The sequence below is a fragment of the Parabacteroides gordonii MS-1 = DSM 23371 genome (genome assembly GCF_000969825.1).
GTDB lineage: Bacteria > Bacteroidota > Bacteroidia > Bacteroidales > Tannerellaceae > Parabacteroides > Parabacteroides gordonii.
The window spans coordinates 134038-160532 of sequence record NZ_KQ033919.1 but is presented as its reverse complement, the minus strand read 5'-3'; the positions used below and the strand labels follow the sequence as shown (position 1 = coordinate 160532).

General features: G+C 45.8%; 30 protein-coding genes. 10 read left to right on the top strand and 20 right to left on the bottom strand.

Annotated elements, in window-relative coordinates; translation table 11 throughout:
- Positions 1-6: 6 nt before the first annotated feature.
- Positions 7-1449, top strand: a complete 1443-nt coding sequence (locus HMPREF1536_RS00735) for an OmpA family protein (protein ID WP_011203051.1) — start codon at positions 7-9, stop codon at positions 1447-1449.
- A 129-nt stretch (positions 1450-1578) separates the two neighbouring features.
- Here the strand turns inward: HMPREF1536_RS00735 and HMPREF1536_RS00730 are convergent, their stop codons facing one another.
- Positions 1579-1752 carry a histone H1 gene (locus HMPREF1536_RS00730; protein ID WP_004323432.1) on the bottom strand — a complete coding sequence of 58 codons (174 nt, stop codon included), beginning with the start codon at positions 1750-1752 and terminating at the stop codon, positions 1579-1581.
- Positions 1753-2221: 469 nt separating this feature from the next.
- Here HMPREF1536_RS00730 and HMPREF1536_RS00725 point away from each other — a divergent pair, with 469 nt between their 5' ends.
- Complete coding sequence (locus tag HMPREF1536_RS00725; protein ID WP_011203050.1) at positions 2222-2692, top strand: hypothetical protein; 471 nt, start codon at positions 2222-2224, stop codon at positions 2690-2692.
- Between the two features lie 175 nt (positions 2693-2867).
- Positions 2868-3224: a hypothetical protein gene (locus HMPREF1536_RS00720; protein ID WP_011203049.1), complete on the top strand. Its 357-nt coding sequence runs from the start codon at positions 2868-2870 to the stop codon at positions 3222-3224.
- A gap of 201 nt (positions 3225-3425) precedes the next feature.
- On the opposite strand, the gene HMPREF1536_RS28375 is transcribed toward HMPREF1536_RS00720, so the two are convergent.
- Complete coding sequence (locus HMPREF1536_RS28375) at positions 3426-3665, bottom strand: hypothetical protein (protein ID WP_004323430.1); 240 nt, start codon at positions 3663-3665, stop codon at positions 3426-3428.
- Positions 3666-3680: 15 nt separating this feature from the next.
- Here HMPREF1536_RS28375 and HMPREF1536_RS00710 point away from each other — a divergent pair, with 15 nt between their 5' ends.
- From HMPREF1536_RS00710 to HMPREF1536_RS00695, 4 genes are all read left to right on the top strand, one after another.
- Positions 3681-4166: a hypothetical protein gene (locus HMPREF1536_RS00710; protein WP_004323429.1), complete on the top strand. Its 486-nt coding sequence runs from the start codon at positions 3681-3683 to the stop codon at positions 4164-4166.
- A 431-nt stretch (positions 4167-4597) separates the two neighbouring features.
- Entirely contained in the window at positions 4598-4792 is a 195-nt protein-coding gene (locus HMPREF1536_RS00705) for a hypothetical protein (RefSeq protein ID WP_004313635.1), read from the top strand.
- Positions 4793-4796: 4 nt separating this feature from the next.
- A complete protein-coding gene (locus tag HMPREF1536_RS00700; protein ID WP_004308705.1) occupies positions 4797-5081 on the top strand; it encodes a hypothetical protein in 285 nt (94 codons plus the stop codon).
- Between the two features lie 10 nt (positions 5082-5091).
- Positions 5092-5463, top strand: a complete 372-nt coding sequence (locus HMPREF1536_RS00695; RefSeq protein WP_004308703.1) for a hypothetical protein — start codon at positions 5092-5094, stop codon at positions 5461-5463.
- Positions 5464-5517: 54 nt separating this feature from the next.
- Here HMPREF1536_RS00695 and HMPREF1536_RS00690 read toward each other — a convergent pair whose 3' ends face one another.
- The 16 genes from HMPREF1536_RS00690 to HMPREF1536_RS00620 all read right to left on the bottom strand — a co-directional run bounded on the left by HMPREF1536_RS00690 (position 5518) and on the right by HMPREF1536_RS00620 (position 21724).
- On the bottom strand, positions 5518-7200 hold the full coding sequence (locus HMPREF1536_RS00690) for a zincin-like metallopeptidase domain-containing protein (protein ID WP_004323428.1): 1683 nt from the start codon (positions 7198-7200) through the stop codon (positions 5518-5520).
- A 5-nt stretch (positions 7201-7205) separates the two neighbouring features.
- The gene (locus HMPREF1536_RS00685; RefSeq protein ID WP_004323427.1) at positions 7206-7817 is read right to left on the bottom strand and encodes a hypothetical protein; all 612 of its coding nucleotides are present in this window, start codon (positions 7815-7817) and stop codon (positions 7206-7208) included.
- Positions 7818-7899: 82 nt separating this feature from the next.
- Complete coding sequence (locus HMPREF1536_RS27445; RefSeq protein WP_004313634.1) at positions 7900-8076, bottom strand: hypothetical protein; 177 nt, start codon at positions 8074-8076, stop codon at positions 7900-7902.
- 12 nt (positions 8077-8088) lie between these two features.
- A complete protein-coding gene (locus HMPREF1536_RS00680; RefSeq protein ID WP_004308692.1) occupies positions 8089-9645 on the bottom strand; it encodes a glucosaminidase domain-containing protein in 1557 nt (518 codons plus the stop codon).
- Between the two features lie 11 nt (positions 9646-9656).
- Positions 9657-11906: a MutS N-terminal domain-containing protein gene (locus tag HMPREF1536_RS00675; RefSeq protein WP_005777234.1), complete on the bottom strand. Its 2250-nt coding sequence runs from the start codon at positions 11904-11906 to the stop codon at positions 9657-9659.
- 21 nt (positions 11907-11927) lie between these two features.
- Positions 11928-13718: a hypothetical protein gene (locus tag HMPREF1536_RS00670; RefSeq protein ID WP_011203047.1), complete on the bottom strand. Its 1791-nt coding sequence runs from the start codon at positions 13716-13718 to the stop codon at positions 11928-11930.
- 14 nt (positions 13719-13732) lie between these two features.
- Positions 13733-14014 carry a hypothetical protein gene (locus tag HMPREF1536_RS00665; RefSeq protein ID WP_009017568.1) on the bottom strand — a complete coding sequence of 94 codons (282 nt, stop codon included), beginning with the start codon at positions 14012-14014 and terminating at the stop codon, positions 13733-13735.
- A 23-nt stretch (positions 14015-14037) separates the two neighbouring features.
- Complete coding sequence (locus HMPREF1536_RS00660) at positions 14038-14868, bottom strand: M23 family metallopeptidase (protein WP_011203045.1); 831 nt, start codon at positions 14866-14868, stop codon at positions 14038-14040.
- Positions 14869-14900: 32 nt separating this feature from the next.
- On the bottom strand, positions 14901-15545 hold the full coding sequence (locus tag HMPREF1536_RS00655) for a hypothetical protein (RefSeq protein WP_004308686.1): 645 nt from the start codon (positions 15543-15545) through the stop codon (positions 14901-14903).
- A 12-nt stretch (positions 15546-15557) separates the two neighbouring features.
- Positions 15558-16244: a hypothetical protein gene (locus HMPREF1536_RS00650; RefSeq protein WP_004323423.1), complete on the bottom strand. Its 687-nt coding sequence runs from the start codon at positions 16242-16244 to the stop codon at positions 15558-15560.
- A 12-nt stretch (positions 16245-16256) separates the two neighbouring features.
- Positions 16257-16952, bottom strand: coding sequence for a hypothetical protein (locus tag HMPREF1536_RS00645; protein ID WP_004308684.1), 696 nt, complete (start codon positions 16950-16952; stop codon positions 16257-16259).
- Positions 16933-17418 (bottom strand): PH domain-containing protein, encoded by a 486-nt coding sequence (locus HMPREF1536_RS00640; protein WP_005777243.1) that lies wholly within the window; start codon positions 17416-17418, stop codon positions 16933-16935. Before HMPREF1536_RS00640 ends, HMPREF1536_RS00645 begins: the two co-directional genes overlap by 20 nt.
- A 12-nt stretch (positions 17419-17430) precedes the next feature.
- On the bottom strand, positions 17431-19122 hold the full coding sequence (locus HMPREF1536_RS00635; protein ID WP_005777245.1) for a toprim domain-containing protein: 1692 nt from the start codon (positions 19120-19122) through the stop codon (positions 17431-17433).
- A gap of 4 nt (positions 19123-19126) precedes the next feature.
- Positions 19127-20695, bottom strand: coding sequence for a hypothetical protein (locus HMPREF1536_RS00630; protein WP_011203044.1), 1569 nt, complete (start codon positions 20693-20695; stop codon positions 19127-19129).
- Between the two features lie 25 nt (positions 20696-20720).
- Positions 20721-20945: a hypothetical protein gene (locus HMPREF1536_RS00625; RefSeq protein ID WP_005836766.1), complete on the bottom strand. Its 225-nt coding sequence runs from the start codon at positions 20943-20945 to the stop codon at positions 20721-20723.
- A gap of 20 nt (positions 20946-20965) precedes the next feature.
- A complete protein-coding gene (locus HMPREF1536_RS00620; protein ID WP_011203043.1) occupies positions 20966-21724 on the bottom strand; it encodes a DUF4099 domain-containing protein in 759 nt (252 codons plus the stop codon).
- 221 nt (positions 21725-21945) lie between these two features.
- Between HMPREF1536_RS00620 and HMPREF1536_RS00615 the strand changes: the two genes are divergently transcribed.
- Complete coding sequence (locus HMPREF1536_RS00615; protein ID WP_004323419.1) at positions 21946-22605, top strand: M23 family metallopeptidase; 660 nt, start codon at positions 21946-21948, stop codon at positions 22603-22605.
- Between the two features lie 32 nt (positions 22606-22637).
- Here HMPREF1536_RS00615 and HMPREF1536_RS00610 read toward each other — a convergent pair whose 3' ends face one another.
- Entirely contained in the window at positions 22638-23474 is an 837-nt protein-coding gene (locus HMPREF1536_RS00610; protein WP_004308677.1) for a phosphoribosyltransferase family protein, read from the bottom strand.
- Between the two features lie 996 nt (positions 23475-24470).
- Between HMPREF1536_RS00610 and HMPREF1536_RS00605 the strand changes: the two genes are divergently transcribed.
- Together HMPREF1536_RS00605 and HMPREF1536_RS00600 are read left to right on the top strand one after the other, a co-directional pair.
- Entirely contained in the window at positions 24471-25037 is a 567-nt protein-coding gene (locus tag HMPREF1536_RS00605) for a type I phosphoribosyltransferase (RefSeq protein ID WP_004323418.1), read from the top strand.
- A gap of 1 nt (position 25038) precedes the next feature.
- Positions 25039-25542, top strand: a complete 504-nt coding sequence (locus HMPREF1536_RS00600) for an SLOG family protein (RefSeq protein WP_004323417.1) — start codon at positions 25039-25041, stop codon at positions 25540-25542.
- Positions 25543-25883: 341 nt separating this feature from the next.
- Here the strand turns inward: HMPREF1536_RS00600 and HMPREF1536_RS00595 are convergent, their stop codons facing one another.
- Positions 25884-26369: a dihydrofolate reductase family protein gene (locus HMPREF1536_RS00595; protein ID WP_004308674.1), complete on the bottom strand. Its 486-nt coding sequence runs from the start codon at positions 26367-26369 to the stop codon at positions 25884-25886.
- Positions 26370-26495 lie beyond the last annotated feature (126 nt).

Here is a 26495-nt window from a genome sequence, read left to right as displayed (position 1 = left end):
TGGAATATGACGAAACAAATTATTTTCATCTTCGCTTTGCTCTGCACGTTGCAGGCACAAGCAAGTGTACAACCCGTACAGAAGGACACTGTACGACACACTATTCATTATGAAGTAGCGGAATTGCTTCAACCGATGCAGCCCGTCTATCTCAACGGGGTGCTACTTCCGGCATCTCGAACCGGCAACTGGTTTGTTAGCATATCCGGAGGTGCGACAGTTATTCTTGGTACACCTCTCGGTTGTGAAGACCTTTTTGGACGAGTGAAACCTTCGTACAGCCTCGCCGTCGGCAAATGGTTTACTCCTTTGGTCGGCGCAAGGGTAAATTATAGTGGCTTGCAGTTTAAGGATGCACAATTATCTACGCAGGACTACCATTATATCCATGCAGATCTCCTGTGGAATCTCCTTGGACGCAGATATGCCCGACAGGAACAGGTACGTTGGAGGCTTGCACCCTTTATGGGTGTCGGTCTGCTACATAATGCCACCAACGGGAACAATCCCTTTGCGCTTTCTTACGGCATACTAACACAATACCGTATTTCCAAACGGGTTAGTGCTATGCTGGAACTCTCTAACACAACTACATTCCAGGATTTCGACGGATATGGCTATCCAAACCGTCTGGGCGATCACATGCTTTCGCTGACTGCCGGATTCACCTTTCATCTCGGTAAGGTCGGCTGGAAGCGCGCGGTGGATACGGCACCATACATCCATCGGAACGAACAGCTTGTCGATTATGGCAACTTCCTTTCGGAGGAGAACAGGCGTTATGTGGAACGTCACAATCAAGATAAGCGAACGCTCGTGGAATTAAAGAAAATTCTGGAAATCGAAGGACTACTCGATACATATAGCCATATCTTTGACAACGACGATATAACCGGATGCAGATATCCTATAAATAATTATAGCGGTTTGAACTCGCTTCGTGCAAGATTGAAGCATAGCTATTGGGACGGGTCGTCACCTCTTGACACGACTATTCTTCAGACAGAGAATGGAAAGCCATCATATAATTACACGGCTTCCCGAAATGTGCAGTCCGCCCATCAGGACACCCTCGCTATGGATTCCACGGTTCTTTCATACGCTGATGGAGAGTGCATCGGTACACCCATCTATTTCTTTTTTGCTCTCAATACGACACATCTGACGGATACCTCACAGAGGCTTAATCTTGACGAACTGGCTCGTGTAGCTAAGAAATACAGTTTATCCGTGAGGGTAACTGGTGCTGCTGACAGTTCTACAGGAACATCAAGTATCAATGATTCTTTGAGTATATCGAGAGCAAGTTTTATTACCGCAGAACTGGAACAACGTGGAATACCAGCCAAGCGGATTATCAGAGTTAGCAAAGGTGGAATTGCCGACTATACGCCCGTGGAAGCCAACAGACATACGAAAGTGGAGTTGTTTTTTCCAAAAGCGAAATAGAAATTTCGCATAATTGATGTTTAACTTTGTCATAATCAATGAAGCCTCTCCGCTGTGAAGCGAAGAGGCTTTTTCGATATGGTACACGTGAAGTTCGCCATTTTCCTACTGTCAGAACCAGAATGAAAATTATTTCGATGCTTCGAGTGACTCTTTTCTGAACTGTTTGAGAAGTTTTTCAAGTTCAAGTGATACTTTGCGGGCACGAGTTCCGGCAGCTTTGTTGCTTTTCTCCATCTGGAGGTTGGCATCTTTTGAGAATTGATCGAACAATTCACAGATTTGTGTAAATGTTTTTTCCATTGTTATGTTCTTAATATTATATAATACGCTGGCAAAGATAGCAAAAATATTTTTTTAGGACTTATATTAGCTCTGTTATATATTTCGCCTATAATATGATACCCCTTTTTATGTTTTTCCATTCTGAGTATTCCCTTATCGCACCATCGGCAAATCTGGCCGAAGAGATTTTATATGCAAAGGTACAGTGTCCGGACGATTGTCAAGCACCGCTATGCTAACGGTTCCTGGATATTTTACGGCAGCCTTCCTCAAATCAAAGATTGACTTTCAGTCCCCTTCTCATTGCAAGGTATAAAAGGACAAGCCTGCTTCTGCTCTTACATTCGAAGGTTGGGTATTCCGTTCCATTCCATTTACTGTTTACTTGTCTTATCGCCCTTATTCCACTGTTAATCCTGCATAAAAATCAATCCCCGGCAAGAAGCTGAAAGAGCTTCAAGCAAAGGGAAATAATAAATCAAAGAATATGGGAAAATACGATTTTATCAAGTTGGGTAATTTTCTTTATTGGCATGACCCAGATAGTGGTCTGTCTAATGGGGTTTACCAAGTGGCTTCTATTCCGGAAAACATTGAAGAGGATAGCGTTATTTTGATTGCATCTGATACTTCGGAAGCGGAGGTTTTTCCTTCTGAATTATCACCGATACATACCGGTAGAAGTCATAAAGAAGACTTTTTGCGTTGGAAAACAGAACGTGAAGCTGAAGGTATTGAGTTTTACGACCACCTTTCTAAGGTGATGGATACGGAAAACGACTTGAGTGTGGGAGATATGGTGGCGTTTACAAACGATTATGGAGTGATATTTGGACCTTGTGAGGTCTTAGCTTTTGGGAATCTCTGTAATAGTGGCAGATGTGTATATATTGACAGTGATTCTTATTGGTTTCCTAACCGTCCCGACCAACTCACCATCATGAGAGGTGCGAAATGACAATAACATATCCACCTGTAGCCAAAGCGGGTGGATAGCATTTCCTTGTATTGTATATTCAGCCCGATTACTCTTATAGCCATGCTCCACCGAACTCCCACTACCGGTCCTATTCCTTTTTTACTCGTCGTACTCCGTTTCTAAACAGTATAACACATTTATTGGCCTGACATTCTTGAAATTCACAACGGAAACAGTTTGGTTTCCGTGTGATGAAACACTTGAACTGGTATGTGAGAAATTCCCAACACTATGTTATTTCTATCAATCGGAAGAGTCGGGTCTGGCGGAGTACTGGACAAATGACCAAGAGGGTAAATACTTTCCCGACAAGTACATTGCAGACCTATGTACTCCAGACGACAAATGGTACAAGGAATATTTTGTCAACCAGACAGAAGTATTCAAGTGGTTTGAGGTGATAAGCGGTCAGTCTGTCGAATCAATAACAGAAATTCTTGCTATTGCCGAACAACGGAAAGATGAAAACGACAATTCTTTCTGTAACATCTATGAATATGCCGCAGGCTAAGACTAATCCGATGCAGAAAACGAAATGACGGTATGCTGACAGCGTGCAGCGAACTATCATTATCCGATAAGCTTCTCTGATTTGCCATGCAGATTGGGGAGACTTTGTCGCCTTCAGTCCTTTTATACAGTCTCAGAGTGCTTCTCCAGTCTTTTATATTCTTCCAATCCGGATATTCTTTATATCGCACATCGGCAGTTCTTATCTGAGAGATTTTGTATGCAAAGATACAGCTTTAGAATGGTCGTCAAGTAACGCTGCGCTAACAGTTCCCGGATACTTGTGGCAGCCTTCCGCATATCGAAGATTTGGGTATTCCACTTCATTCCATCCACTGTTTACTTGCCTTATCCATCCTTTCCTTGCTGTCAATTTCGCATAAAAATCATTCCTGACAAGAAGCCGGAAGAGCTTCAAGTAAAGGGAATAAAGTTTAATCATTTAAATTTCAAAATTATGCACAGCCGAATTTTTCAGATTTCTAAAATGTGGATAGAAAAAGAAAACTATCTGAATGAAGACACTCTCCATCAAGGAGATGGCAGTTTCTATGACTATTGTGCGGAGATAGATGACGAAGAACGTAAGGAGGATATTCGTTATTTGGTCAATACTGCTCTACCAAAAGATATGTTCGAACTTGTAGGTGATGACACCATACGCTACATTGGTGGTGTGGAACAATGGAAAGAGAACTTTGTGACTAACATCCGTAAGAAAGCTGAAGCTATTACGACGGAAAATATGTTGGAGTTTGTAGGCCCTGTTTATCAACTTGAAAAGGCATTGGAAAATCCATTGGATATTGCGTATCATTTCTATTTGGACGGAGAGGGATACCAGTCATTTGCCGAAAAATCTTTTGCATTTATGGAGTTTGTCTGTACGCTTGAACCGGGAACGATACTCTATATCGGAGGAGTCATCGACTATCACTTCTGATACTCCATATAATTTTTTTAAAGCCACCCGCAACTCAAGCGGGTGGTTATCATCTTCCTATATAACAGTCCGGTTACTTTTATAGACCATGTTCTGCCGAACCTCTGTTGCCAATTCATAGCCTCTTTTACCTATTCCATATTCCCTGTTCTAATTGTATTACATCCTTACAGTCCCGACATGTACCATTGTTTGTTTCGTGCGCGAAGGTACGGTGGCAAACGATGTTCAAGTACCGCTGTTGCTACCTGAAATGAAATTTGACGTAACCTTCCGCAATCACAGATTCCGGTATTCATAAAATTTCATTCCGGTTACTTGCTCATAGTTCTTGCATCCACCGTTGAAAATGCACATGAAACAACCTCTTGGGTAAAGTCGGAAGGCTTCAAGAAGAGGGAAATAAAAAACAACTTAAAAAAATAAATGCAATGAGAACTAAAACACTCTACAGATGCGATGCACAGAAAATAGACATCAGTCGTTTCCCTAACTTTCACATAACAGGAAGTATAACCGGAATGAAGAAACTCTATTATGGCAAGAATGCTCTATTGGTACGTTGCGGAAGCTGGATTTACAACGTGTCAAGTGAACCCGAAGTTTATTATAATATAGCACATTAGTAGTATGAAAAAAGGTTATAAAAAAGATTTTCAGAGTTGGAAAGGTATAGTAACTCTAAAATTACTTTGCTGCAATATAGCAGCAGGTCGTTTTGATTGGAAGAAATATTGTACGCCACAGCCTTATTGTGGTCAGGAGATTTGCGTTATACCGCTACATTGTTCTTATGGACAGATAGGCTACACTGTGTATTTCCCTTATTCTGATATGCCGGAAGTGGAATACGATTGGGAAATGAACAAATTAACTATTGACAAAGAGAATTGGGAGAATTATTTACAGAATTAATATTAAAAATATGGCACAGAATTTTTATACCAAATGGCAGAACGCAATCCTTGCAGATGCAGGAGTCTATGTTTCAAAAAAATACCGCAGTTTCCAAACTGCCTTAGTACGTGAGATTTCCAAGTACGCAACAGCCGTTGGCGCAAAAGTAACATTCAACTTAAAGGGGCATTATAATACCTCTTGTTTCATAGAACGTAACGGTAAATTCGTTTACATCAGTCACTCTTCCGGTTTGTCCCGAATGGGTAGCGGTGTAAAAATAGAACTCGATTCTTTCTTAATCCGGACAGCCCAACACGCGAAAGATTACAGAGGGGGACATAATCAGTATTGCGATATAACAAATTTACAGTCTATGATAGATAATTTGTTAGAGTAATAAAATAAATTCAAGAAAAGGTACGGAGCAAACAGCTCCGCATCTTTTTCCGTTTTATCGGCGCATTCCGCCGCTGTACTCTGCTTCTTGTAGCTCTTCCCGGTATTCCTCCATATTATTCAGCTTTTCGTTCACGGTTTGCAGGTTGGCATCCAACGAAGCATTATGGTCGTATGGGAAACGATGTTGTGCGACAAGTCCCGCATTAGTAACCGGCCCGATATCTATCATGTCGGATTCTTTATTATAGCTGACATACAGCACATCACCATTCGGCATTTCAAATGCAGGAATCTTTTGTTGTGTCATGATAGCGAATTGTTCCGCAGCCATCTCCTTGGCTACCCCTTTTAATGTATCTCCAGCATGTTCGATACCATAACGCCTGATATGGTCGCGTACTTCCTTTTCCGTGAATTTCAGCATCACTTCATAAGTTCCCCCGACACTCCCATTGTACACCACAGCAAAATCCTTGTCCTCAATCAAAAGATTGTCTCCTCGGTTCTGTATGGGAGAAGAATAAGTATATTCTTCGTTAATGCCGTTACCGTCATAATACTCCTTGGCGAGAGTCAGCAGTCCTTCGTAGTCCCCCTTATCCTTGAATGCGTCCAACCGCATCGTGTCATCGGTAAGCTGAAGATAGGCCACGGAAGAATAATACACTTTTTCTTTCGGTGCTACTGTTTGCTCTTCATCAATGTTCTGCTTCAATTCCAGTGCAATCTTATCCACCTTTTGGGTAATCAGAGAAGCCGCTCTTTTCACATCCAACAGAGTTGTCTTGATGAATTGTGGCGATTCCTTCAATTCGTCGAGCCATCCTTTGAGGTAGGCACAACTGTCCTCTTTTATATGTTTCGTCATGCCGTAACGTTGGGCAACCAATGCGCTGCCTAACTCGGCTACCAATTCTTCGCGCGCATACTCTGCCGAGCCGAAAGTTGTCGGCTTGATACGGTCGAGAACTCCTTCCGCACCGGTCGAGTGTGTCATCTCATGGAATAGTGTTCCATAGAACGCCTCTCCAGATTTGAACTGTTCCTTTTCCGGCACAACGATTTCATTTCTCGATATAGAGTAGTAAGCGTTATCCTGATGCTGTGGTTTGATCGGACAAATCCACAGATTGTCCTTTATCAGCGCATCGACGGGAGCGAAGCTGAAATACTCTCCGTTCTCAATCTTCGGTAGCGAATACTCCTTTTCGAGTTTTTGCCACAGCTCCGGTCTTGCCTCCTGCAAGTTGGTCTGTGCCACGTTAAAGACTCGGAATACCTGCATCTTAGGATAAACATTGTATTCCTTCTTCTCGTTATCAGATAGTTTTTTGTAGTCATCATACTTAATCTTCTCACCAGAATCCTTGTGTATGCAGGTGAATGTAGTCAGCATGATTGGGAATGATTTTTCTCCACGAAGTACAGAAACACGAGGTTTCTCCTGATTGTCCTTATCGGATTTGTTGAGCCGTTGTACACACTCAAAAGTGCAGAAGCGCGGAATCTTGTAACCTTCCTTTTCACAATGTATAAGCAACATAATGGCATTCATGCCATTATACTCGCGTCCGGAAAGATTGCAGGGCCATTGTAACGCTTCTTCCGTGAACCATGGCTTTCTCCAATCCTTACGGATACTCTCGATTTTCTCAATCATCATTTCAGCGAAGAGGTCTAATGCTTTATCTTCGCTGTTCGGCCCGTCCGTGTGCTGTTTTTTATATCCGGCCATATCCTTTACTGATTGGAATTAGACGAATCTGCTACATACTGTACAAGTTCTTCCACCTTGCATGAAACATTCAGCTTTCCGTTATATGCCGAAAGGGATATTTCACCTTTGGCATCCACTCGCACGCCCGGCTGTAACCATGCTTCGCGTTCTTTGCCAAAACAGAAAAAACGTACCCATTGGTATTCAAAGCCATTCTCTACTTTCTCCGTACTGAATGCCGAAAACATTGTGTAAGGCTGGTCTTTCTTATCCCTTTTTTCCTCGATATGCTGCCCGACCTTACCTCGAAATACTAATTCGCCCTTGACCGTATCTTTCGCATCTGCCGTAGCTGTACGAATTTCGTTAATAAAAAGATTGAAATAAAGTTTGTCACCACGGTGTTTGAGATACATTGTCCCCGAAACCTCGATGCGGGAACCATTTCGATATTTGGAAACCTCCTTTCCGGCAGTATCTTTGCTGACATCCACCTCAATAGGCATAGTCTTCCCGTCTGTGTCAGGGATCATTACTCGAAGAGGAAAAACCAGGAACGTTTTCCCTTCCTTATTGGTGCGTATCGACGCATCACGTCCGATAACGCCACATACCGTAACATTACATTTTATCATTTCTATTGTCTTTTAATGTGATACATAATCACCCGACAACTGTGTTGCCATGATTTGTTGTTGAACTGCTAAATCATTGCTCTTAATCGGGTGCTCGTATCATTGCCCAGATCAGCCATCCGGCAAGGAACAGTTGAACGCTCACGATAATGAGCGTTGCTACCCAGCCGAAGAGTTGGTAGCAGAGCAGGACATACAAGGCAAGGTAGGACAGTCCGAACAGACATCTGCATAGCTGTATCATCACGCATTTTACCATATCGCCACGCTTCTATCTTTTTAGGTTCTCTGTCTGTCCCTGCTGTTGGGACATCCCTTGTTCAAAATTCTGTGAAGCCGCTTCCGAGAGGATAACCGTATTCAGCATACCGGTTACACGTATCCTTTTGGCTTCTTCTGTGAGAGTATTGTTATTCAGTGTTGCCGACAGACGGCTTAACTCCGCAGTAGTCAACTCACGTGACATGCGCAGTTCTCCATTGTTCACTCGCAGAATAGCCTTTCCATTTTCACTGATTGCCAGTTCGCAGTTTTTCATGCCCGGTAATAATGATTTCAGATTGATGCGTCCACTATCCATTTGTTTGGATATGGCAGTCTTTTGCTCCTCCTCGTTCTTGTTGTCGATTTGTACGGCCAATAGCATAAGGGAACTAAAGGCTGTCATCGCCATCTCTACTATAGGGTCATTGCATCCTGACATTCCCACACCGCTATCCTCTGACGAAAGCAACTTCTTCATCCATCCGTCGGGCGAAAGGTTTTTGCCGGCGGCATTCTCTTCTGTTCCTTTATATCGGGTGAGCAGGCTGTTCCCGTTGTGCAACACTTCCAATTTGATATTACCTTTCTGTGCGATTTCAGTCAGATAAGCCGCAGGGTCGATGTCACGCTTTGTTCCGTCTGCATAGAAGTTTGTCACGCCGAAATGTAGATGTTCGCCCGTTGTACGTGTACCTGTGTTGCCCGATGTGCCGAGCTTCCCACCGGCTTGTACTACATCACCGACCTTTACAGTAACCTCCTTAAGGTGCATATAAGTACATTGTACCTTGCTGCCATCCGTTCTGGTATATTCCACAGTCAGCGATTTTCCACCGGGCGTGTTCTTATTCTGATTCACAGCCACCACCTTCCCGTTGTTCTCAGTAGCCAGTACCGCATCGCCATTGCAACGGATATCAATTCCCTTGTGCATCTGTTGTTTCGTGTTGTCCATCGGATCTTGCCGCATACCGAAAGGCGAGGTAACAAAAAGAAACTCTTCACGCTCTACCGGGAATGAGTACTTCGCACCATACTCTGAATTTTCAGACGTTCGGAGAGGATTATGTTCCGTACCGAACCGCTTACCCTGTGTCTCCATTTCCTGCATCACCAGTTTGTCATACTGCTGTAAGCCATTTTGCTCTATAATCCGTTGCAGACTCTCGGCATATTCTCCGCCTGTGGCATAACCGGCCTGTTCGATATTTTGTGTCCAACCCTTGTAATCGTCGGGCGAAAGTGCAAAACATTGGGCATAGCGGCTGTTTTCTTTTAAAAAACGGGAGTGGTGTTCGTATGAATCACCCACACTGTCATAACTGCAAAACTTCTCATTCGGCTTATCGTCAGTATATATACCATACCTTCCTCCTTCGGCAATCCATGCAGGCGTAGCCTTGATGCCAAAATGATTGTTCTCGTTCTGCGCCAAACGGCTTTGCCCGTTGGAACTTTCCAGTATGCCTTGTGCCAACGTCACGGATGCGGGGATTCCGTACCGGCGCATCTGCTCCATAGCATACTCTGCATATTTCATTGCGTATTGTTGGTTCTTGCTCATTTCCTTACTCCTTATCTATGAAAACCTCTGTGTGTTTCTTGTTCCTCCATGTCACTTATAGCAACCCGTGCCCCGGCACGGACGAGCTTAGACAGATAGTTGTCGAGCTGCTCCGTTGAAAATTCCGTTGAAGCCGTAATGTCCCCTTCCGGATACTCTTTTAGGGTTATGCCCAATATCTTTGCACCCTGTACCGCATCTTCGTTATAGAGCCGATAACCATCTTTCGTGCGAAGCAGTTGCAAGGCATCGGGATGATTCGCTTTAAGTTTGTCCCACAACTGCCGTTCCGGTGAAATACCCTTGTTGTCTGATTCCGTCCGTTCCTGCGCTACCGTTTCTATCGGCCACAACTCTGCTTCTTTCTGTTGTTTCTCTCCGGTGTGTGCCTCCTGCGATTGTCCTTTTTGTAGTACGTCTGCGAATAAGGTAGCTGCCAAATGACGTTTGTAGCTGTCACGCTCTTCCGCTATCCACATCCGCTGCCACTGTTGCGGAGTGACACTTCGGGCAGGCTGTTTCTGCCCATCAATAGTTGCGACGCATTGTATGCCGTCTTGTTTGGTTTTGAAAACCGAAACACGCTGGATACGGTTCAAGTCTATTTCCGGCATTTCGCTGCTGAACAAATCCACCTTCAGGTCAGGTTTGACCTCGGCCAGCGCATAATACTTGTGCGCCAGTTCCATCCGAACCTTACCGATGTTATCCATCGCTTGCTTGAGTGTTGAAAAGAAGCGGTTTATATCTTCTTTATCAGGATAGATGCTATATCCGCTCTTATTTTCGGGTTTGATATAAAGTGCCCATCGTTTCTTATCATCTTGAATCATCTCTACGTGGTCAAATCCGATCTCATTCGCCTGTTTGACCGCTGACGCCACGTCCAGTGTGGAGAGCTTCTCCATTGCCCAATTCTTCAGCCGGGCCAGCATAATCATCTTCTCGGCAAAATAACTGTCATCGGGTCGATAACCTAATGCACCATCCGTATTGTAGAAGCGTACCTGCTCGATTCCATCTTTCTGCAACGCTCGCATGATACGTCCCTTGTTCATTCCCGGTATCTCGTTATCTACCTCTGTAGAAGCCCCTGCTGGAAGAATTACATCTGCGGTTTTTGCCTGTGGGTCAATAACAAGCACAATTTTTTTCGTTTCTTTATCCGGATGCTGCCGAATCTCGTTCGACACAAAATAATGTTTGGGCATTTGCTCCTGCATGGTTGAAGTGTCTCGCCGGTTGCGCATGGTGGCGTATTCGATTTTCTCGCCCCGTTCCGCTTTATTGATTACTTCGATGGCATTGTTTACGTCACTTTCGAGAGCGTCCATCAAGTTCGGGTTCTCTTTCAGCTCCCGGCACCAGTATTCCACTGTCTTCAGACTTTCTTCAGACAACCGTGCTGGCAACCCCAGTTCCAACATTTTAATCCCTGAAGCCAGTTCCACTACCAACCGTTCCTGTCTGACAGCATCTTCCGAAGGAGCCACACCGTTCTTCATCACCATACCTTCACGCGCTAACCGTTGTTGGTGTCCGGTAGCACTCACGATTTGCCGCAAGGCTTCCTGTATATAGTCGTGATAATGTCTGAACTCTCTTTGTCGCGGCATATAGACCGCATCCTTATCTGTTTCGTAGTGGGGTACACCGCTTCCATCCAAACGAACAGGCACAAGGTTGTCTCGCATCCTCAGTAGGAAGTCGTTGAATTGAATATGCAACCGTCGGTTGTCAGCTTCCGTATATCCTCTTTCCACTGCACTTCCATACCGCCGCAACGTCGTTTCGTATCGCTCCTTATCCACGTAGGGTAGTGTCGTCTGGTCAATGTTGAACAAAGTGCGAATTTCACGGTTATGTACACCTTTATATAATTTTTGTTCCTCTTCATACAGTTTCATGTAGTCATCACGACTGATAACCTGTTCTGGATTATTGCGGTGAACGTACTTGTTCCAATTATAAAACAAAAATGGAACGCCTTGCTCATTCTCACGCACCGAGGCTCCTTGTGCCTTGGCATCGCTGAATAGCGTGAACTGGTTGGTTTTGCATCCATTTTTATCAGAATGCAGCGTCATGAATAGTGCATTGAATGCGCTGACAGAAACACCCTTTGGATAGAAGCGCGGGTATCCCTTTCCTGATGCGTTGAGCCAGTGTCCACCGGCATTCGAGGCTTCACTCAAAGCCGTAGAAAGCAAGGTGATTTGTTTTTCCTCGGCTTTCTTTTCGATTTGCGATTTTTCTTTCATATCGTTTATTTGATTATAGGATTATTGAATACCCCGTGGGCGCACGATGGTTTCCAGTTTTCCGTCCTCATAATTCCGTGCGGCAGCCTGGCGAAGCTGGTCGTTCTTGGCAAGGACAGCATTTGCCAGCGTGTTCAAAGGCAATGCCCCGGTACGGTAGGCTTCTGCTACAATCGGTGACAACTGGATGGTACACGGTACTCGGTCTATCGTGGCAATCAACGTACTATCTTGCAATACAGGGTTTACTATACGTGGGTTCAGAGTTTCATTTGTATAGCGTCGGTACTGCACATTGTTCTCATTTGTTACGTTCAGTTTTCCCTCTGTTCGTTCTTTCAAGGCTTCGTGTCCTGCCTTATTCAACAAGTTCATACCTCCCAGGCCTATCAGGAGCATTTTCAGCAACGGGTTACGCACAAACATACCCGCCACAATGCTCGCTATCGGTAACATATTGTCTTCCAAATGCAATGATTCTGTCTTGCCTGTGAATATTCCCAGTAGAACATCAGGGAGCATGGCCATTACATAACCGAGATTGCCTGTGATATTACCTATGCCATCCAGTCCCAGCATACCAAGCAGTCCGCCCCAACCGTTTCCGTTTCCCTGTGCTACTTGCGCACTTTGTATCGTTTGTACATGTTGTTCCGCATCATTGGCAGGAACAACAGTTTCATGCTTCTCTTCTTTCATAGTTTCATCCTGTTCTGTCCTGACCATTTTCGCTTTGTCACGTTGTTCCAAAGACTGCAAGTAGGCTTCTTCCTGTCCGGGAGCAACAACAATCGGCACATCCTTGTACCGTTCCTCATGTTTCTGTTCTTCCTTGCTCTGTACATTCGGCCACAATAAACCGCTATTCTGGTTTTGTGTCCATTCCATGAAGCCAAAGTCCATGACAGGGATTTTCTTTTTCAGTTGCTTGTTGTCTGTACCAATCGCCGTGTTCTCTTTGATTTGTATTTGGGCTGCCTCTTTGCGAAAATCGTCGAATACGTTTCTGTCTCTGCCGAACACTCCTTTACTGATGCACTGTTCTACTGAAAGGGTATCAGGCTTCTTGCCTTCAAAATGATTGGTGATGGCTGCAATAGCCACATCTGCACCGGTAAACTTTGCCAGTGCCGTCCATGAACCAGTACCACCCATCATCAGGGTATCTGCGGCTGTGCCCAACATCCATCCCGTACCTTTTTCCCATCTGTTCGGGCGGTAAGCTGCTTCGCCTCGTGCCTCTATTTCATCGGTCAGCGGTGAACGGCTTAACGTCTGCGATAATCCCAGCAGGCTCGATTCGGCAGCCTTTCGGATGATGTAGTCAGCGGAAGACTTGGGCATACGTTCTTTCACCAACCGGTCAATCATCAGTTCCTCTATCCGGTGGTCCATATAGGCATAGGCGAGGTCACAACCGAGCTGTTCTGACAACTCATTGTAACGTGCCCTTCCGATTTCCTGCACGACGGTATCCCGCCACTGCCCGGCCATATACGCAAGGTCTTGCTGCATTTCCTCGGAACCGGTAATCTCCGTCTTGCACATCTCGATATAGTCCTCTGTTGTTTTGGAGTTCCATTCGCCTGTGACCTTGAGTGCTTGATAGGGGTCGCTCATTGGTTGTGCCGAAGATGCCATCATACTGAGAATACCACCTAAAGAGGTGGAATATTCTTTCATTTCCTCTCCCTGATTCCGTATGAGGTCAGTCCGCGTTTTTGACATGATGGGTGCGATATGGCAGTTGAAATAGTCGTTCACGAGGCGTTCCATTTCTGCAAACCGTCCGCTATGCTTGATTCCGTCCATAGTGTATTATATGTTTATCCTATTCTATTCATTAATAATTGCTCTTTTGTCTGCTCGATGGCGTTGTGGTAAATTTCCATCTGTTTGGGATAAAACTCTTCCAGCCATACATCCTTCTCGATGTTGTCGTGAATGAAGCGTATCGCTTGTTCTCGCTCAATCTCCACCGATGCTTCGCCCTCTTCCCGGTTATTGAACCATGCTTTCGTCCACCAGCGCACACCGGCCCGGTCAGGATATACCGTGACTGCTCTCGGTATGTCAAAGCTCTGGATGTCTATGTCTAATTCTGCCAGTGGGTCAATGATACCACTATGGGTCAGGGATTCGTCGTAGAGTTTTTTTTTACATCATCGCCCATCGTCGATAAGTACACGCCATGCCGTAGGGCAAGGTAATGCAGGAAGTCCGCAATGAGTAGGTTCTGCACCTTACAAGCAAGCGGCATTGCTTTATGTCCCAGTCCGAGTGGGTTGGATATACTTGGCATATTTTCATAGAAGTATTCTTTGACTGCTCCCATTGTAAAGACATGGCGGAGTGACTGCTCCGTATGTGGAGGAAGTCGGTATGCACCACGCTGTAAGTCTTCCATGTAGTAGGGCAGGAAACGTAGCATCAATTCCTCTATTTCCTGTCTGTCCTGCTCGTAATCGGTGGTCAGTGCCATCTCCATGTTGGGAGATGTTGCCGCTTCGCCTCCATCAGCATGACACAATGCTTGGATATTCCCATACAGCATGGTTAGAAATTCCAGCGGATTCAGTTCCTCACCCTTGAAGCGTATCCCGATATGCAGCTTGTCACCGCTTAAAGCTACAGTCTGTCCGGCCTTGACACGCTGTCCGAACTGGGCGAAAACATTTGACAAATGCCCATAGGTCACTTCATACTCCCCATAGCGTATAGTTTGGCAGATGCCGAGTATAGGGTCATTGCCTATACCTGACACGATACCGCTGGCGACAGCCGCCAGCGTGTAGCACCGTACATCGAAGTCGATGCCATGATGAAAATATGTTTTGCCCGTTGTCGGATCGGTTTGTTCGCCGTAGCCGAGCGATAGTTTCACATCCTTGCCCTTCCGTTCTTCAAAAGGCATACAGTATCCACTTTCGGATTGCAGGATCATTTCTTCTGTATATTTCATTATGTGATTATATTTGATTCGTATTCTTATTCTTATCTTTTCATCCCTCCGCTATTCGTCTGTTCTTCAACGGGAAGAGCGGGTGTCTGTATTCGTTGTATGCTTCTCGTATCAGGTGTGCGGAAAATACCGGCATTGTTGCCGATAAGCATCATGCCGAGAAATGCACCGGCAATCTTGCCCAGCCAGCCGAAGCGTCCGAATATAAGAAATGCTGCTGCGACCAGTCCCGCTATACTCAATCCCGACACGTTACCCTGTCCGAGATTACGGAAAAAGTTACCGAACATATCGGAAACTCCGCCATTGGAGACTTGCCGTAGAAAATTCGATACTCCACCCAGTTTTGAGTCTATGCCGGCTACCGTACCGCTGACGGAACCGACTGCTTCTCCGGCTTTGCTTGTCAGTTCTCGCACACCGTCCGCTGCATCTGCAAGGGTATCCGTAGCCGATTTCCCTATGACCGCATCGCTTACGATATGTACCACGCTCTTATCTGTGGTTAGTTTCTCCCAACCCACATAACCGACTGCACCGCCGATGGCTGCGGTCTTGACGGCTTGTCCTGTGCCCCGTAAGGTTTGTGAAGGATGCAGTGCAGCATGTCCCATACTTCTTCCGGTAGCTTTTGCTGCTTTGCCGCCATATTTTAATATTGAATCCCAAATTCCCATATCATTACATTTTTAAGGTCTTACATTCTTTCCAATCTGTCGCCAACGTCGCTTGGCTGCGTCCACGATACTACGTTTATCGGCTTCGGGATGTGCACCCTCGTCGATTTCCCGCCAAATGTCGCCCATTGTCGTGTACTTTACCGCTTTGGTCAGTCGTTGCAGCTTTGTGTTCATTGTTTTGAGCTTTGGACGGATGCCAAAGACAATTTCCATACGCTCTTTTTCCGTCATCTTGTTCTCCGAAAGGCACGCTGTGCGTATATCGTTCACTATTTCCACGCTGTTCATCATCAGTTCCCTATAAATCTTGTTGCGCTGTGTGGATAGGGCTACGGCAAGCGTATTGGCTGGACTTCGCTTCAATTGTTTGGTGAAGTCGCCCATATTGTCTGTCAGCCTCGATACCTCATAATAGAACCCATAAGTTTGCGCCGCATAGCAGACTATTGACCGGAAAGAGTTTAGATAGTTATTAAACTCTCGTTGCAGGTCTGTTGTCGCCTGCACTTCTTCTTTTGTCCAAATATGTCCGGTGGTCTGCATCAGCATGACCTTTTCCTGATTCTTCAGCTCCTTCTCTGCCTTTTCGGTATATACTGCAATCATTCCGGCCAGTACAGGGTCATTCTGCGCTTGTACCTCACCGATACCGGTAAGACACAGCAGTAATATACTTATCCAAATTGTCCATTTCATAACTGATATATTTTATCGGACGAGAGCTGCCGCCCTGTGCCAATGGGACAGAGCCATACGAGCTGCCTCACCGTTGTCACGGTCAAGCATTCCTGCCGTTACGTTGTTCCACACATCATTGAAAGTATAGTACCGTATGCTCAAATAGAGCAGATGCAACTTCCGGCTAAAATCCGATAGTTGGTCGTTCAACGCCCATAGCGTCTTGCTGCGTTCTGCCCCCGTAAGCATGTTTTCGTTGCTACCTTTGGCCACAGCGTCATTCAGCAATGTAAAAACAGAGACAAGTTCCGTTGCTGTTTCTATATAGAGGTTGTTCATGTTCATACTGGCCACAATGCCCTGCGGATTGTTTTGGATGGCCTTGCCTAATTTCCCCAGCGTGAGGAAAATCCGCACACCGTCATTGTAGAGATGCGTACAGGCTTTCAGTGATGAAGCGTAACCGCTTGCTGTCTTGAGGTAACTGTTGTACTGCTTCTCCCACTTGTGAATTTGGTTGAACTCGGTAGCGATGCTGTTTTGGAGCAAGGCTGTTTGTGTCTGTCCCTTTATTTGTTTTTCAATCTGCCCGTTTATCAGTTCGTTACCTTCGGCCAATGCAGTCCATTCCAACGGATTGGAAGCCGCAATTTGGGCTTCTGCCACCTGTGGAAGCAGGCATACCAGCGAGGCAACCAGCCCCAGACTAATGATTCGTGATTTCATATATTCCCTTTTTTCGTTTGTTAGTTTCTACCCGTTCACGGATAATTGACACGAGGTCGTCCCGATGGAAGATACCGATCAGGTCAAGACGGGGCGTGTTTCGGTCCATTGAAAGGATACGTACGGTTTTCAGCCCACAAAATTGTTGCAGCAGGCTTTGGTGCTCTTGAAAATCCACGATACGATATAGCTCCATATAATCCACTTTGCGACGGATAATACCGTATTCGCTGACAAGTTGTTCCGTACCGATGCAATAACGGATTCGCCGCAGGTAGAGATAACGGTAGAGTAACAGTAACGAGAGCATCAAGGCAATTACTGTGGCAATAGCTGTCAATGGCAGCCCTTCCATGCCTCCGTACACCCATACAGTGCCGCACAGCACGAGAGTGGGCAGCTCGTTGATGACAAATTGCCCGGTATGTGGATGGATGACAATGGTTTTGTGACAAGTTCTCTGCATAGGTTTTATGGATTATCGGTGAAAACGGGAATGAAAGTCTTCTCTCATTCCGGAAAGAGAATTGGTTATATCCACTTCCAACCGAGCAAGTTCTTCCCGTATCTTGTACATTTCCTGAAAACCCTTATCTGACATTCCTTGGTCATTGGTTTCAAAGGAGAATATTACTCTGTCCGCACGTTCAAGACGCTTTCGCACAGCCTCATGGTCCGCTTCGTCGTATAATCCGTTTCGGATATGTTCCGGATTGACTTCGGGCAAATCGGACAAGGCATGATTCAGCGTGGCTTTACCGCTGATCTCCCAATCGTCAAGGTTGTCCTTCTCTGGTTTTATCCGTTTGCCGAGTAGCTGGTCGTTCCAATCCTTATAACCCTCTGCGGCAGATTCATACAAGATGCATCCTGTAGCTTCCGGACCGGAAATGGAAGCATCAATCGCTTTTTCGATGGCTTCCAGATTGCTTCTCATTTTCTCTAATTCTTCCTCACTGGCAGAACCTTCGTCACGAGCCATTTCGTACTCATCCATACAAACCATTCTCATTTCCTGTAGATAGCCGTCACCAATTCCCATGTCGTCACGCTCCCCATTCTTCAAATTTTGTTTTGCATCATTTATACCCAGTATGGCTGTAATCTTTTCAAAATTGAATGGTTCAAGTTCTATTTCATACTGTGAATAGTCTTCGCTGTTGTTCTGTACAATCAGTCTGCCGGTTTGTGACAGACAGGTGGAGAAGTTCCAGCCTGCATGAGTGAGAGCAAAGTGGATAGCATAGACTTGTCCGGCACGGTCATGATCGAAGCAAAGATGATGTGAGGCATGGGGAGTTGCTTTTATCGCTCCTTTGAATTGCTGCTGGCTCGGTGCCCCTCCGGTAGAGATGAATACCGCCTTTCGCAGATCCTTGTTCTGTGCCTGATGAAGTTGGTAATATGCCATCGCATCATAAGCACTTTCGAACCAATAGATATGTTTGGCGGAGGTGAGAGAAGTGCGGGCAGGGCTGGCAATCCACAGTCCCTCGCTTGAATTGCTCCCTGCGGCTTTGCCTTTGTAGCTGCCGCTCCCGTCCATACGGGCACGTCCTCGTTCTTCAAGTCCCACAATCGCTCCGTCGCCTTTGGGCAGGGTTAGTGGAAAGGACAGGTTCGTGTAGGTCGCACCGTCCTCCCGATGTTTCGTAGCCAGATAAAAATGCCGATGGAAGGCATATTGTGTATAAAGGTCGATACCTCGGCTTTTAAAATAAGGATAAAATTTTTTCTGCGTTTCCCGATTCTGCGGATTGAACTTATGAATGTCGTAATCCGCTATGTCAAATGGCTTTACATCTCGTTTAGGGTTCACTATTCGGGTTTTCCGTTCAGTGACAGGAATGTTCAGTAATCTGTTACAGACAAGATTCACCAGTCTGTCCGGAGACATACCCGCATGGTACTCCGTGAAAAAGTGCGGATGCTCCTTGATGAAGGAAATGATGTTATAAACTTTCTGTTGTTGTGCGTGGAAACAGCATTTTCCTTGTTGTGTCACAATAAATTTGTCACCACGGATACGTCTGCCGTCGCTGTCCAAACGAACATACGAGGGATAGCGCAGACCGTCACGACGGTTCAGGTGATACCCTGCGTCAATCAATACGTCCTGGATGTTTAGTCGTTGCAGAAAGTCATCGTATGTAAGGTCTCCGTCTCTCATAGGTTTACCTCCCTCTTCTCATTTCATTAATATCTTGATTCATCTGTGCCTCGAAATTACGGATGGCCACATCTCTCGGTGTATCTACGCCGGGCTTGAAGTATGGATGTGGCGGTCCGCTGAAACGTTCGCCATAGAACTCCGGAGAGTGGTGGTGATGGAAGCCATGTGCGACTTCCGATGCCACCACAGCACCGGCGGTAAGGGCAGCGAATATCTTCACGCCAAGCCCCTTGTTCGCTTCAGGACGTGTCTTCATATCCACCTCGTTGAAAATCTTCGAAAAAAGTTTCATCCGGTGGTAATCATCCACAGCAAGAAACTTGTCGTAGTCTTTCTGGCTGATTTCGTGGCTGATGACCTGTCCGTCAATAACAGCGGACATCTTGTATTTACCCTCCGTCTGTGCCGGTTGCACGGCAATGTCACTGACCTCTACTTCCCGGCCATGTTTCTCCTCACGATACCAGCCTTTGCTTTCGTTGAGTAGTTGCAGGTCACGACCGTCCACGGCTGCACCGATACTGCCCTGTATGTATTCCTGCCGCATCGGAGTTTCTTGCTGCATGAATAATTCTTGTTCCTGCCGCTGCCGTTCTTCCAGTTCATGCCGCACTTCGGGATGCAGGCCGATACTGATGCGTTGTTCGCTGTTGAGCTGTTCTATCGTTACTTTATCGGCAAAGTCCGCTCCGATAATGCCGTTCAGCAGATCCAACCGTTTCTCTACAGGTTGTTCCTCGATGGATGCGGTAGCCAGTTTTTTCACTTCTTCTTCCGTCAGGTCATAGACCATATCGGCATTGACACTTTCCGATTGTACGGTCAGTGTCCTCCGTTCCATATCCACGATAAGACCGTGCGAAGTAAGGCACTCCGACCATTTCTCGTTGGAAAAATAGACTGGTGAAGCAATCAACTCCTTGTATGCTTGTGCCGGTTCCTTGCTGCGCGGACGGCTGACAAGCGGTGTAATGACCTCCTGCAAGTTCTTCAATACATCTTGCTGTACAATGGGTTGCTCCTGTTGACCGCCTTTGTAGTAAAAGCCGTAGCCACCCGATTGCAGTTCGCCGGGCTTCATGCGCCCGTCTGGGCGTTCGGGTACGATGGATGGCCCCGGAAAGAAAAGCTGCCCACCAACTCTGCGTAGGTGGAAACCCCACTGTTCGCGTGGTGTCCAACCAAGGAATGGAGGGGGCATACCCAGTCGCCCCATGTGTCCGTACTCACCGATACCGATGCGGTAGCCATGTAGCCCCATTGCCACGCGACCGTTGGCATTGCGGGCATGGACGAAATTTTTCGGCATATAGAAGTCTTTTCCTATGATACTCGTGAGTATGTTGTAGGCTTTCTTGTTGGCCGTATTCGTTCCCCAGTCCGTCAGAGCCAACATCTGTCGTTCTGTTATAGGATAGACCAATAACGGTGAATCATGCCCTTGCACAATCAGCCGGTAGCCGCCTCCGTCAAATGCGACATGGGCTTGAAGTCCGTTACGCATCAGTAGATTGCGCATTTCGGGTTGCAAGTCCATCTGCCGAGGATTAGTATTTGTTCGTATCGTCATAGTCTGATGTTATGATGGTTACTTGTTATGCGTTGCCGTATTTCATAGCCGCTTCCAATTGTTCGTCTTTGAAACGGACAAACCCGGCGGCAGAATCTTCGCAGACCGTGAGTCCTTTTTCCTCACAGTAATGGGCGTACTCCTCCTGCCACTCGGCAGAAAAATGGTTGATGTAATCGAGCCAGCCGTATTCGCCGCTCTGCATCTTCTCGACGAGAATCTCTTCGGGATAATATTTCTGTTGTGCCATACGCTTATATTAAATAGGTTTTATTTGTGAATACCTGCCGTTCGGTTACGTTCACCGCTTTTCTTCTGTTCGTTCCACAGTTCTTCTGTGTATTCCTCCTCTGGAACGTAGTCGAGATTGCCGTCATCATCCATCACCCAGCAACCGTAGCAACCGAAGGTGTACTTATCCCATTCACGCTTGGGTTGTTCTTTCCATTTCTGCGCGTCACCTGCGCAGAAACGGATGCCCGTCTTGTTGTGAAGGTCGATGCCTACCGTGACAGGTTCGCCATCCACTGCCACCGTCAGAGGCTCACCATGCTGCATTCCGTTAACTTCTACTGTACCTAAGTGCATTACCTCTGCCAGCACTTTCAGGTTACGGGCGATGATGGGTGTCGGAACATACATCACCTGTTTTGTTTCCTCGTCGATTTGCACGAAAGCTTTACTGCGTCGTCCGTCCGCCATAGCCACGTCTGCAATGATGGATTTGCCGTCAAGCAACTGTTTTTGCTGCTCCTCGTTGTAGCATTCCAGTGGTGACGACTTCAGTGTGGGATAAAAAACCACATCCACCTCGCCGCTATCCATACGGATAAAGGCAAACCGACTGCGACTCTCGATTACTTCGCCATTCTCGTTAGTGACACGCATGGGCAGTACCGGCGAGTAGCCGCCTTTCCCGATTTCTTTCAGGATACACAGGGGCAAATCTTCAATCATTTCTTGGGTAAGCCCAAAGCGGGCCAATGTCGGATAAGGCAGTTCGTTGAACTCAAATTGTTCTTTTTTCATATTCTGAACGATGTTATAAAATTATACTCAGCAAATATAGAGCGATTTCTTATCTGATGACTAAAACATTTCTTTATAAGTGATTATAAAGTGGTATTTTTAATGTTTTGAATATGATTTTTCGCAAATAATCATATTCAAAATTGATTAAATAGTTATATTTGGAGAGAAAACAGTCGGCAATGGACAGACCATAAGAAGAGCGTGCTAACTTTGCTGCCATGAGAAAGATTTTATTATTGATGATGACGGGTGTCTCATTATGTATCACGCCAGCCAAAGCACAATTCAATACCGTTGCCGTTACCCCAACACGCTACAAGATGGAGGTATTGGATATGGGGTTAGACCAAGCGGAACCGGCATCCGAAAGCGAGATTTCCGTACAGGAAGTTTCAACAGGTATCCCGGTATCCGCAGATATGGATAAGAAAAAGTGGATGGATCGTTACTTGAGTGTAAGTTACCCGTTACGTTATATCAAGGTCACTTCGCCTTATGGCTACCGTAAGGACCCGTTTACGGGAAAGAGTAAATTTCATGGCGGACTGGACTTGCGCGCACGTGGCGACAAGGTGATGGCCATGATGGAGGGTGTGGTCGTGAAGGTCGGACAGGACAAGACTTCCGGCAAGTATGTAACCTTGCGGCATGGTAGGTACACCGTCAGTTATTGTCATCTCTCTAAAATTCTTATCGTCAAAGGGGCAATAGTTCATCCTCGTGATGTGGTTGGCATTACCGGCTCCACAGGACGCAGCACCGGCGAACACCTGCATATCACCTGCAAACTCAATGGCAGGAGTATCAGCCCCTCGCTTATACTCGATTATATCCAATCCATCCGGCAGGAGTGTATATCAGCATTGGCAGGTTTGTAAAAGAGAAGTGAAAAGGGCTGAAAACGTTCCGGTTACTTTGTCATCCGTTCAATAATATGGGCAATATGGTTGCCCCAGACGTGTATTTGTACAAGGAGCATCGAAGGCATGGAGAGCGTCTTGCCATAGAAGATAGCCGCCACTACTTTGCCACCGCACCGTTCTATCTCTTCCTTGTAATCCACCACGCTTTGCCCGGTTGTCAGCACATCATCTATGATGATAATCTCTTTCCCTTTGATTTTTCCGGTAATGAGGTAGTTTCGTTCGAGGATACGCTTCTCTCCACCTTTGGCCTCATGCAGGCTTTCTCGTGCATCGCAAATATCAACGTCGTACAGTCCTGAAGTTAAATCCTGTCGGTGCTTTCCGATGTACCAGTCGAGCCGTTTGAACCGTTGACCGTATTTTATCCAGTTGCTACACGGCATGAACATTATATGGTAAGGTCTCTTTTTCAGTTGCAAGGCATTCATACACGTTTTAAAGAACTCGATTCCGTGTATATCTCCTTGTTTGAACTGGTAGATGGAATGGCAGAAAGCCCTCTGTTCATCATTGAGCAGCGCATTGTATCGTGACGGATAGTAATATCCGTAAAAGGAGATTCGGATGCCTCGTAACTTGAACGGCTTATGGGGAGAATGGCCATCAAACCGTTCGGGATGCAAGAGACAGAACATACGGCAGGCTTCCCGATGACCGGCCATTACCGCCAGACGACAGTAACGTTCACGTTCCTCGCTCTTTTCGGTCAACCGTGCGGCGGCGAATGCCGCTTCTCCTGCTTTTCGTCGCCAGTAGCCGATAATATACCACAATGCCCCAATTGTGAAAAGCAGGAGTATGAACAATAGTCTTGCATTCATCGTATTTTTATTTGAATGAAGCAGCCCGTTTCAATCTGGTTATTTACAACATTACGGTGTATTTCGACATAATCGGATATGGGGGTTATGGCTTCATTACTTATATCAAATTCGTTTTCACTCACTTGCAAAGTTAGCAAAATCGTGGCACTAATCTAAAATAGCACCGATAATTTATAAGCCATATCACTTTTATATCATAAAGTCTTACCCATACAATTTCCTCTTTTAATTGTACATGCTCAACTTTTATAGAAGATGTTCGCCCTGACCGGTACACGGCAAATGGCATACAAGTCTGCTATATGCTGTGTACCAGTCTTTGGGATAAAGCAAGGACGATGGCATATTTGCCACAAGTGTCAATCAAGCCAATCTGTTGTCCTTGCAGCGACCTCTGCTATCTGTTCTTTTGTAACCGGCAATGCCGTCTGTTTGTTTTTATAGCTTCGCCCCACACCATCAGCGGAGCGTCACAGGACTTGTCCGCAAGAGACATTCACTCACCTTATGGCAGCAGAGCTGCTATGGGGTGAGTGAAAGACTCTTTACGGAAGCCAAACATGAAAAGACCGTACACCTCGGTCACAAACTGCCAAGGTTTACGCTTCGCCAGATTTGAGACTAAGTTGTATGGTCACTTCATCGGGAAGTTTGGACCGGCAAGCCACAGACGTTCCACTGCCCACCCATTCCTTTTATAAATCTTGCACCTATTCTACATGTCTATATGACAACCGCCTGTAGTAAGAAAGCATATTCTGTTTGTCGGTTAGCTCTGCTGTAGTCATATTTTCCGCAAAGTAAGCCGCCTTTTACCAAACATCAAATCGCCACTATCGCTGGAACGAAAAATCTTCCTCTGACACGTCAGAGCGTATTTCTTGTCCCCGTTTTGTCTTATCGGTATTCTTGGGCGGCAGTTGATGGCAGAAAATATCCCTCAGCAGGCTGAACAGCCTTCAAAAAGAGGGAAAAAGAAAAATTATCAGAGTTATGGCAAAGACGATAGACATAGAACTTCAAAAACAGTTGGACAAGCCACAGGCATGGTTCTGTAAGTATTTTCCTGCACGCATACGCAATGTGAGTGAGCGTGAGATAGCAGACCGCAAGTTAGTCTTTGATTTCAAGGATGGACGGGCATACGAAGAGGTTGCTCAACGCACGGCAGCCAACATGACCGAACGTTATGGAACATCATGTACTAACATTGTATTTTCTCCCGTACCGGCATCCACCGATAAGAAGAACGAGATACGTTACAAAGCATTCTGCCAAAGAGTATGCGAACTGACGGGAGCTATCAATGGTTATGACCATGTATCAGTGAGTGGTGAGAGGCTAACCATTCACGAAAACCGTAAGGCAGAGAAAGAAGTCCGTAAGGTAAACGTCATTGAGTTTGATTCGGCCTTTTTCAACGGCAGGTCTGTGGTAGTCTTTGATGATGTGATAACCAAAGGGCTGAGTTATGCTACCTATGCCAATCAGCTTGAAAGCCTTGGTGCTAATGTACTCGGAGGTATATTCCTCGCAAGAACCCATTACAAAGTGAAATAATATGACCCAGACAAAGTATGATAAGGCAGTGTCCGTTTGCTTCAGTGGACACCGCAATATTCCATTCCTATACAGGAAGCAACTGAAGCTGCAATTAAAGGCAGCGATAACCAAGGCATACGCTGGAGGTTATCGTCATTTTTACTGTGGTTGTGCCATGGGGTTTGATATGCTGGCGGCAGAAGTTGCTCTTGCGTTGCAGTCCGAATTGTCAGGTCTGCAAGTTATTGCCGTAGTACCGTATCGCGGACAATCCGAGCGGTGGAACGATGCGATGAAAGCCCGGTATGATACTATTCTCTGTAACTCGGATGATGTTATCATCCTGAGCGAACACTACTACCATGGCTGTTTGCTTCGACGCAACGACTATATGGTTTTTCAAAGTTCGTCTCTTATTGCCTGGTATGACGGCAAACCCAAGGGTGGTACGTTTTATACTTATCGTAAGGCTACAGCGAATGGACTAAAAGTTCTAAATCTCTATGGCAGCTCAATCGTATAACAGCCATCTTGTTTTCGCATATTCCGAGCCGTAGCGGTGACTCCTTTGCCATTCATGTAAAGGCTGTTTTGTCAGCCATAGCGTGATATGGCAAAGTACGCTATTAGTTCTGATGTATTGCCCGGCTTTACCTATGTGCCGGTTTAGTTGGTGTTGCTGTATTTTTATATCTTCGGAGGCTCCATCCTCCTTATATCTTTCTCTACCTTTTTTAGTATTCGGCTTAAAAAGTAATATACTTGCCTTACTTTTCGCCTATTTAGCATGTTTAAGGCACGTCTTTTTATAAATAAGTGCAGCAATTGGTTGCTGCACTTTTGCTATAATATCTATTTGTCATATTAGACCTTCCCGTACACCGTCCTCATTTTTCCGTCCACCAGCACCTTATTTGACCGCACAATCCAAGCTCTGCCGTCATTCAATCCGCATTCCAATGCCTTTTCGCCGCCGCCGATTAGTACCGGAACGGTTGTCACTGTGATTTCGTCCGCCAGCCCGTTATCCAAGAGTAAAGCCCCGATTTCCTCACCGTAAGCCACCACCATACCGTCGCCGTCTTCCTTCATCTGTCTCAGTTCTGCCACTGCATCTCCTTGGATGAACTTCACTCGTTCATTCTCCGTCAGGTCGATGCCGCCGTTCGTCACAACCAAAGTCTCTTTCGCCGTAATCGGCCAACCCAAATGGTTCATATAAATACGCAGGTAAGTTTCTTCGTCAATCAGCACACAACTGGAGGCATCCACAGCCGCATCAAAATGCTTGTCCGAAGGAGCCGGACAACCGTCGATGGACTGATACACGTGCAAGGAAATCTGTTTCATATTCAATGTGTTTTTAAGAATTATGTCCACCTTGCACCCTAAAGAACAGCATGAACCTACGCTATTCCGGAATAGAGGTACTGCCATACCTAAAAGGCAGATAAGCAAACCCTTGCTGTATAAACA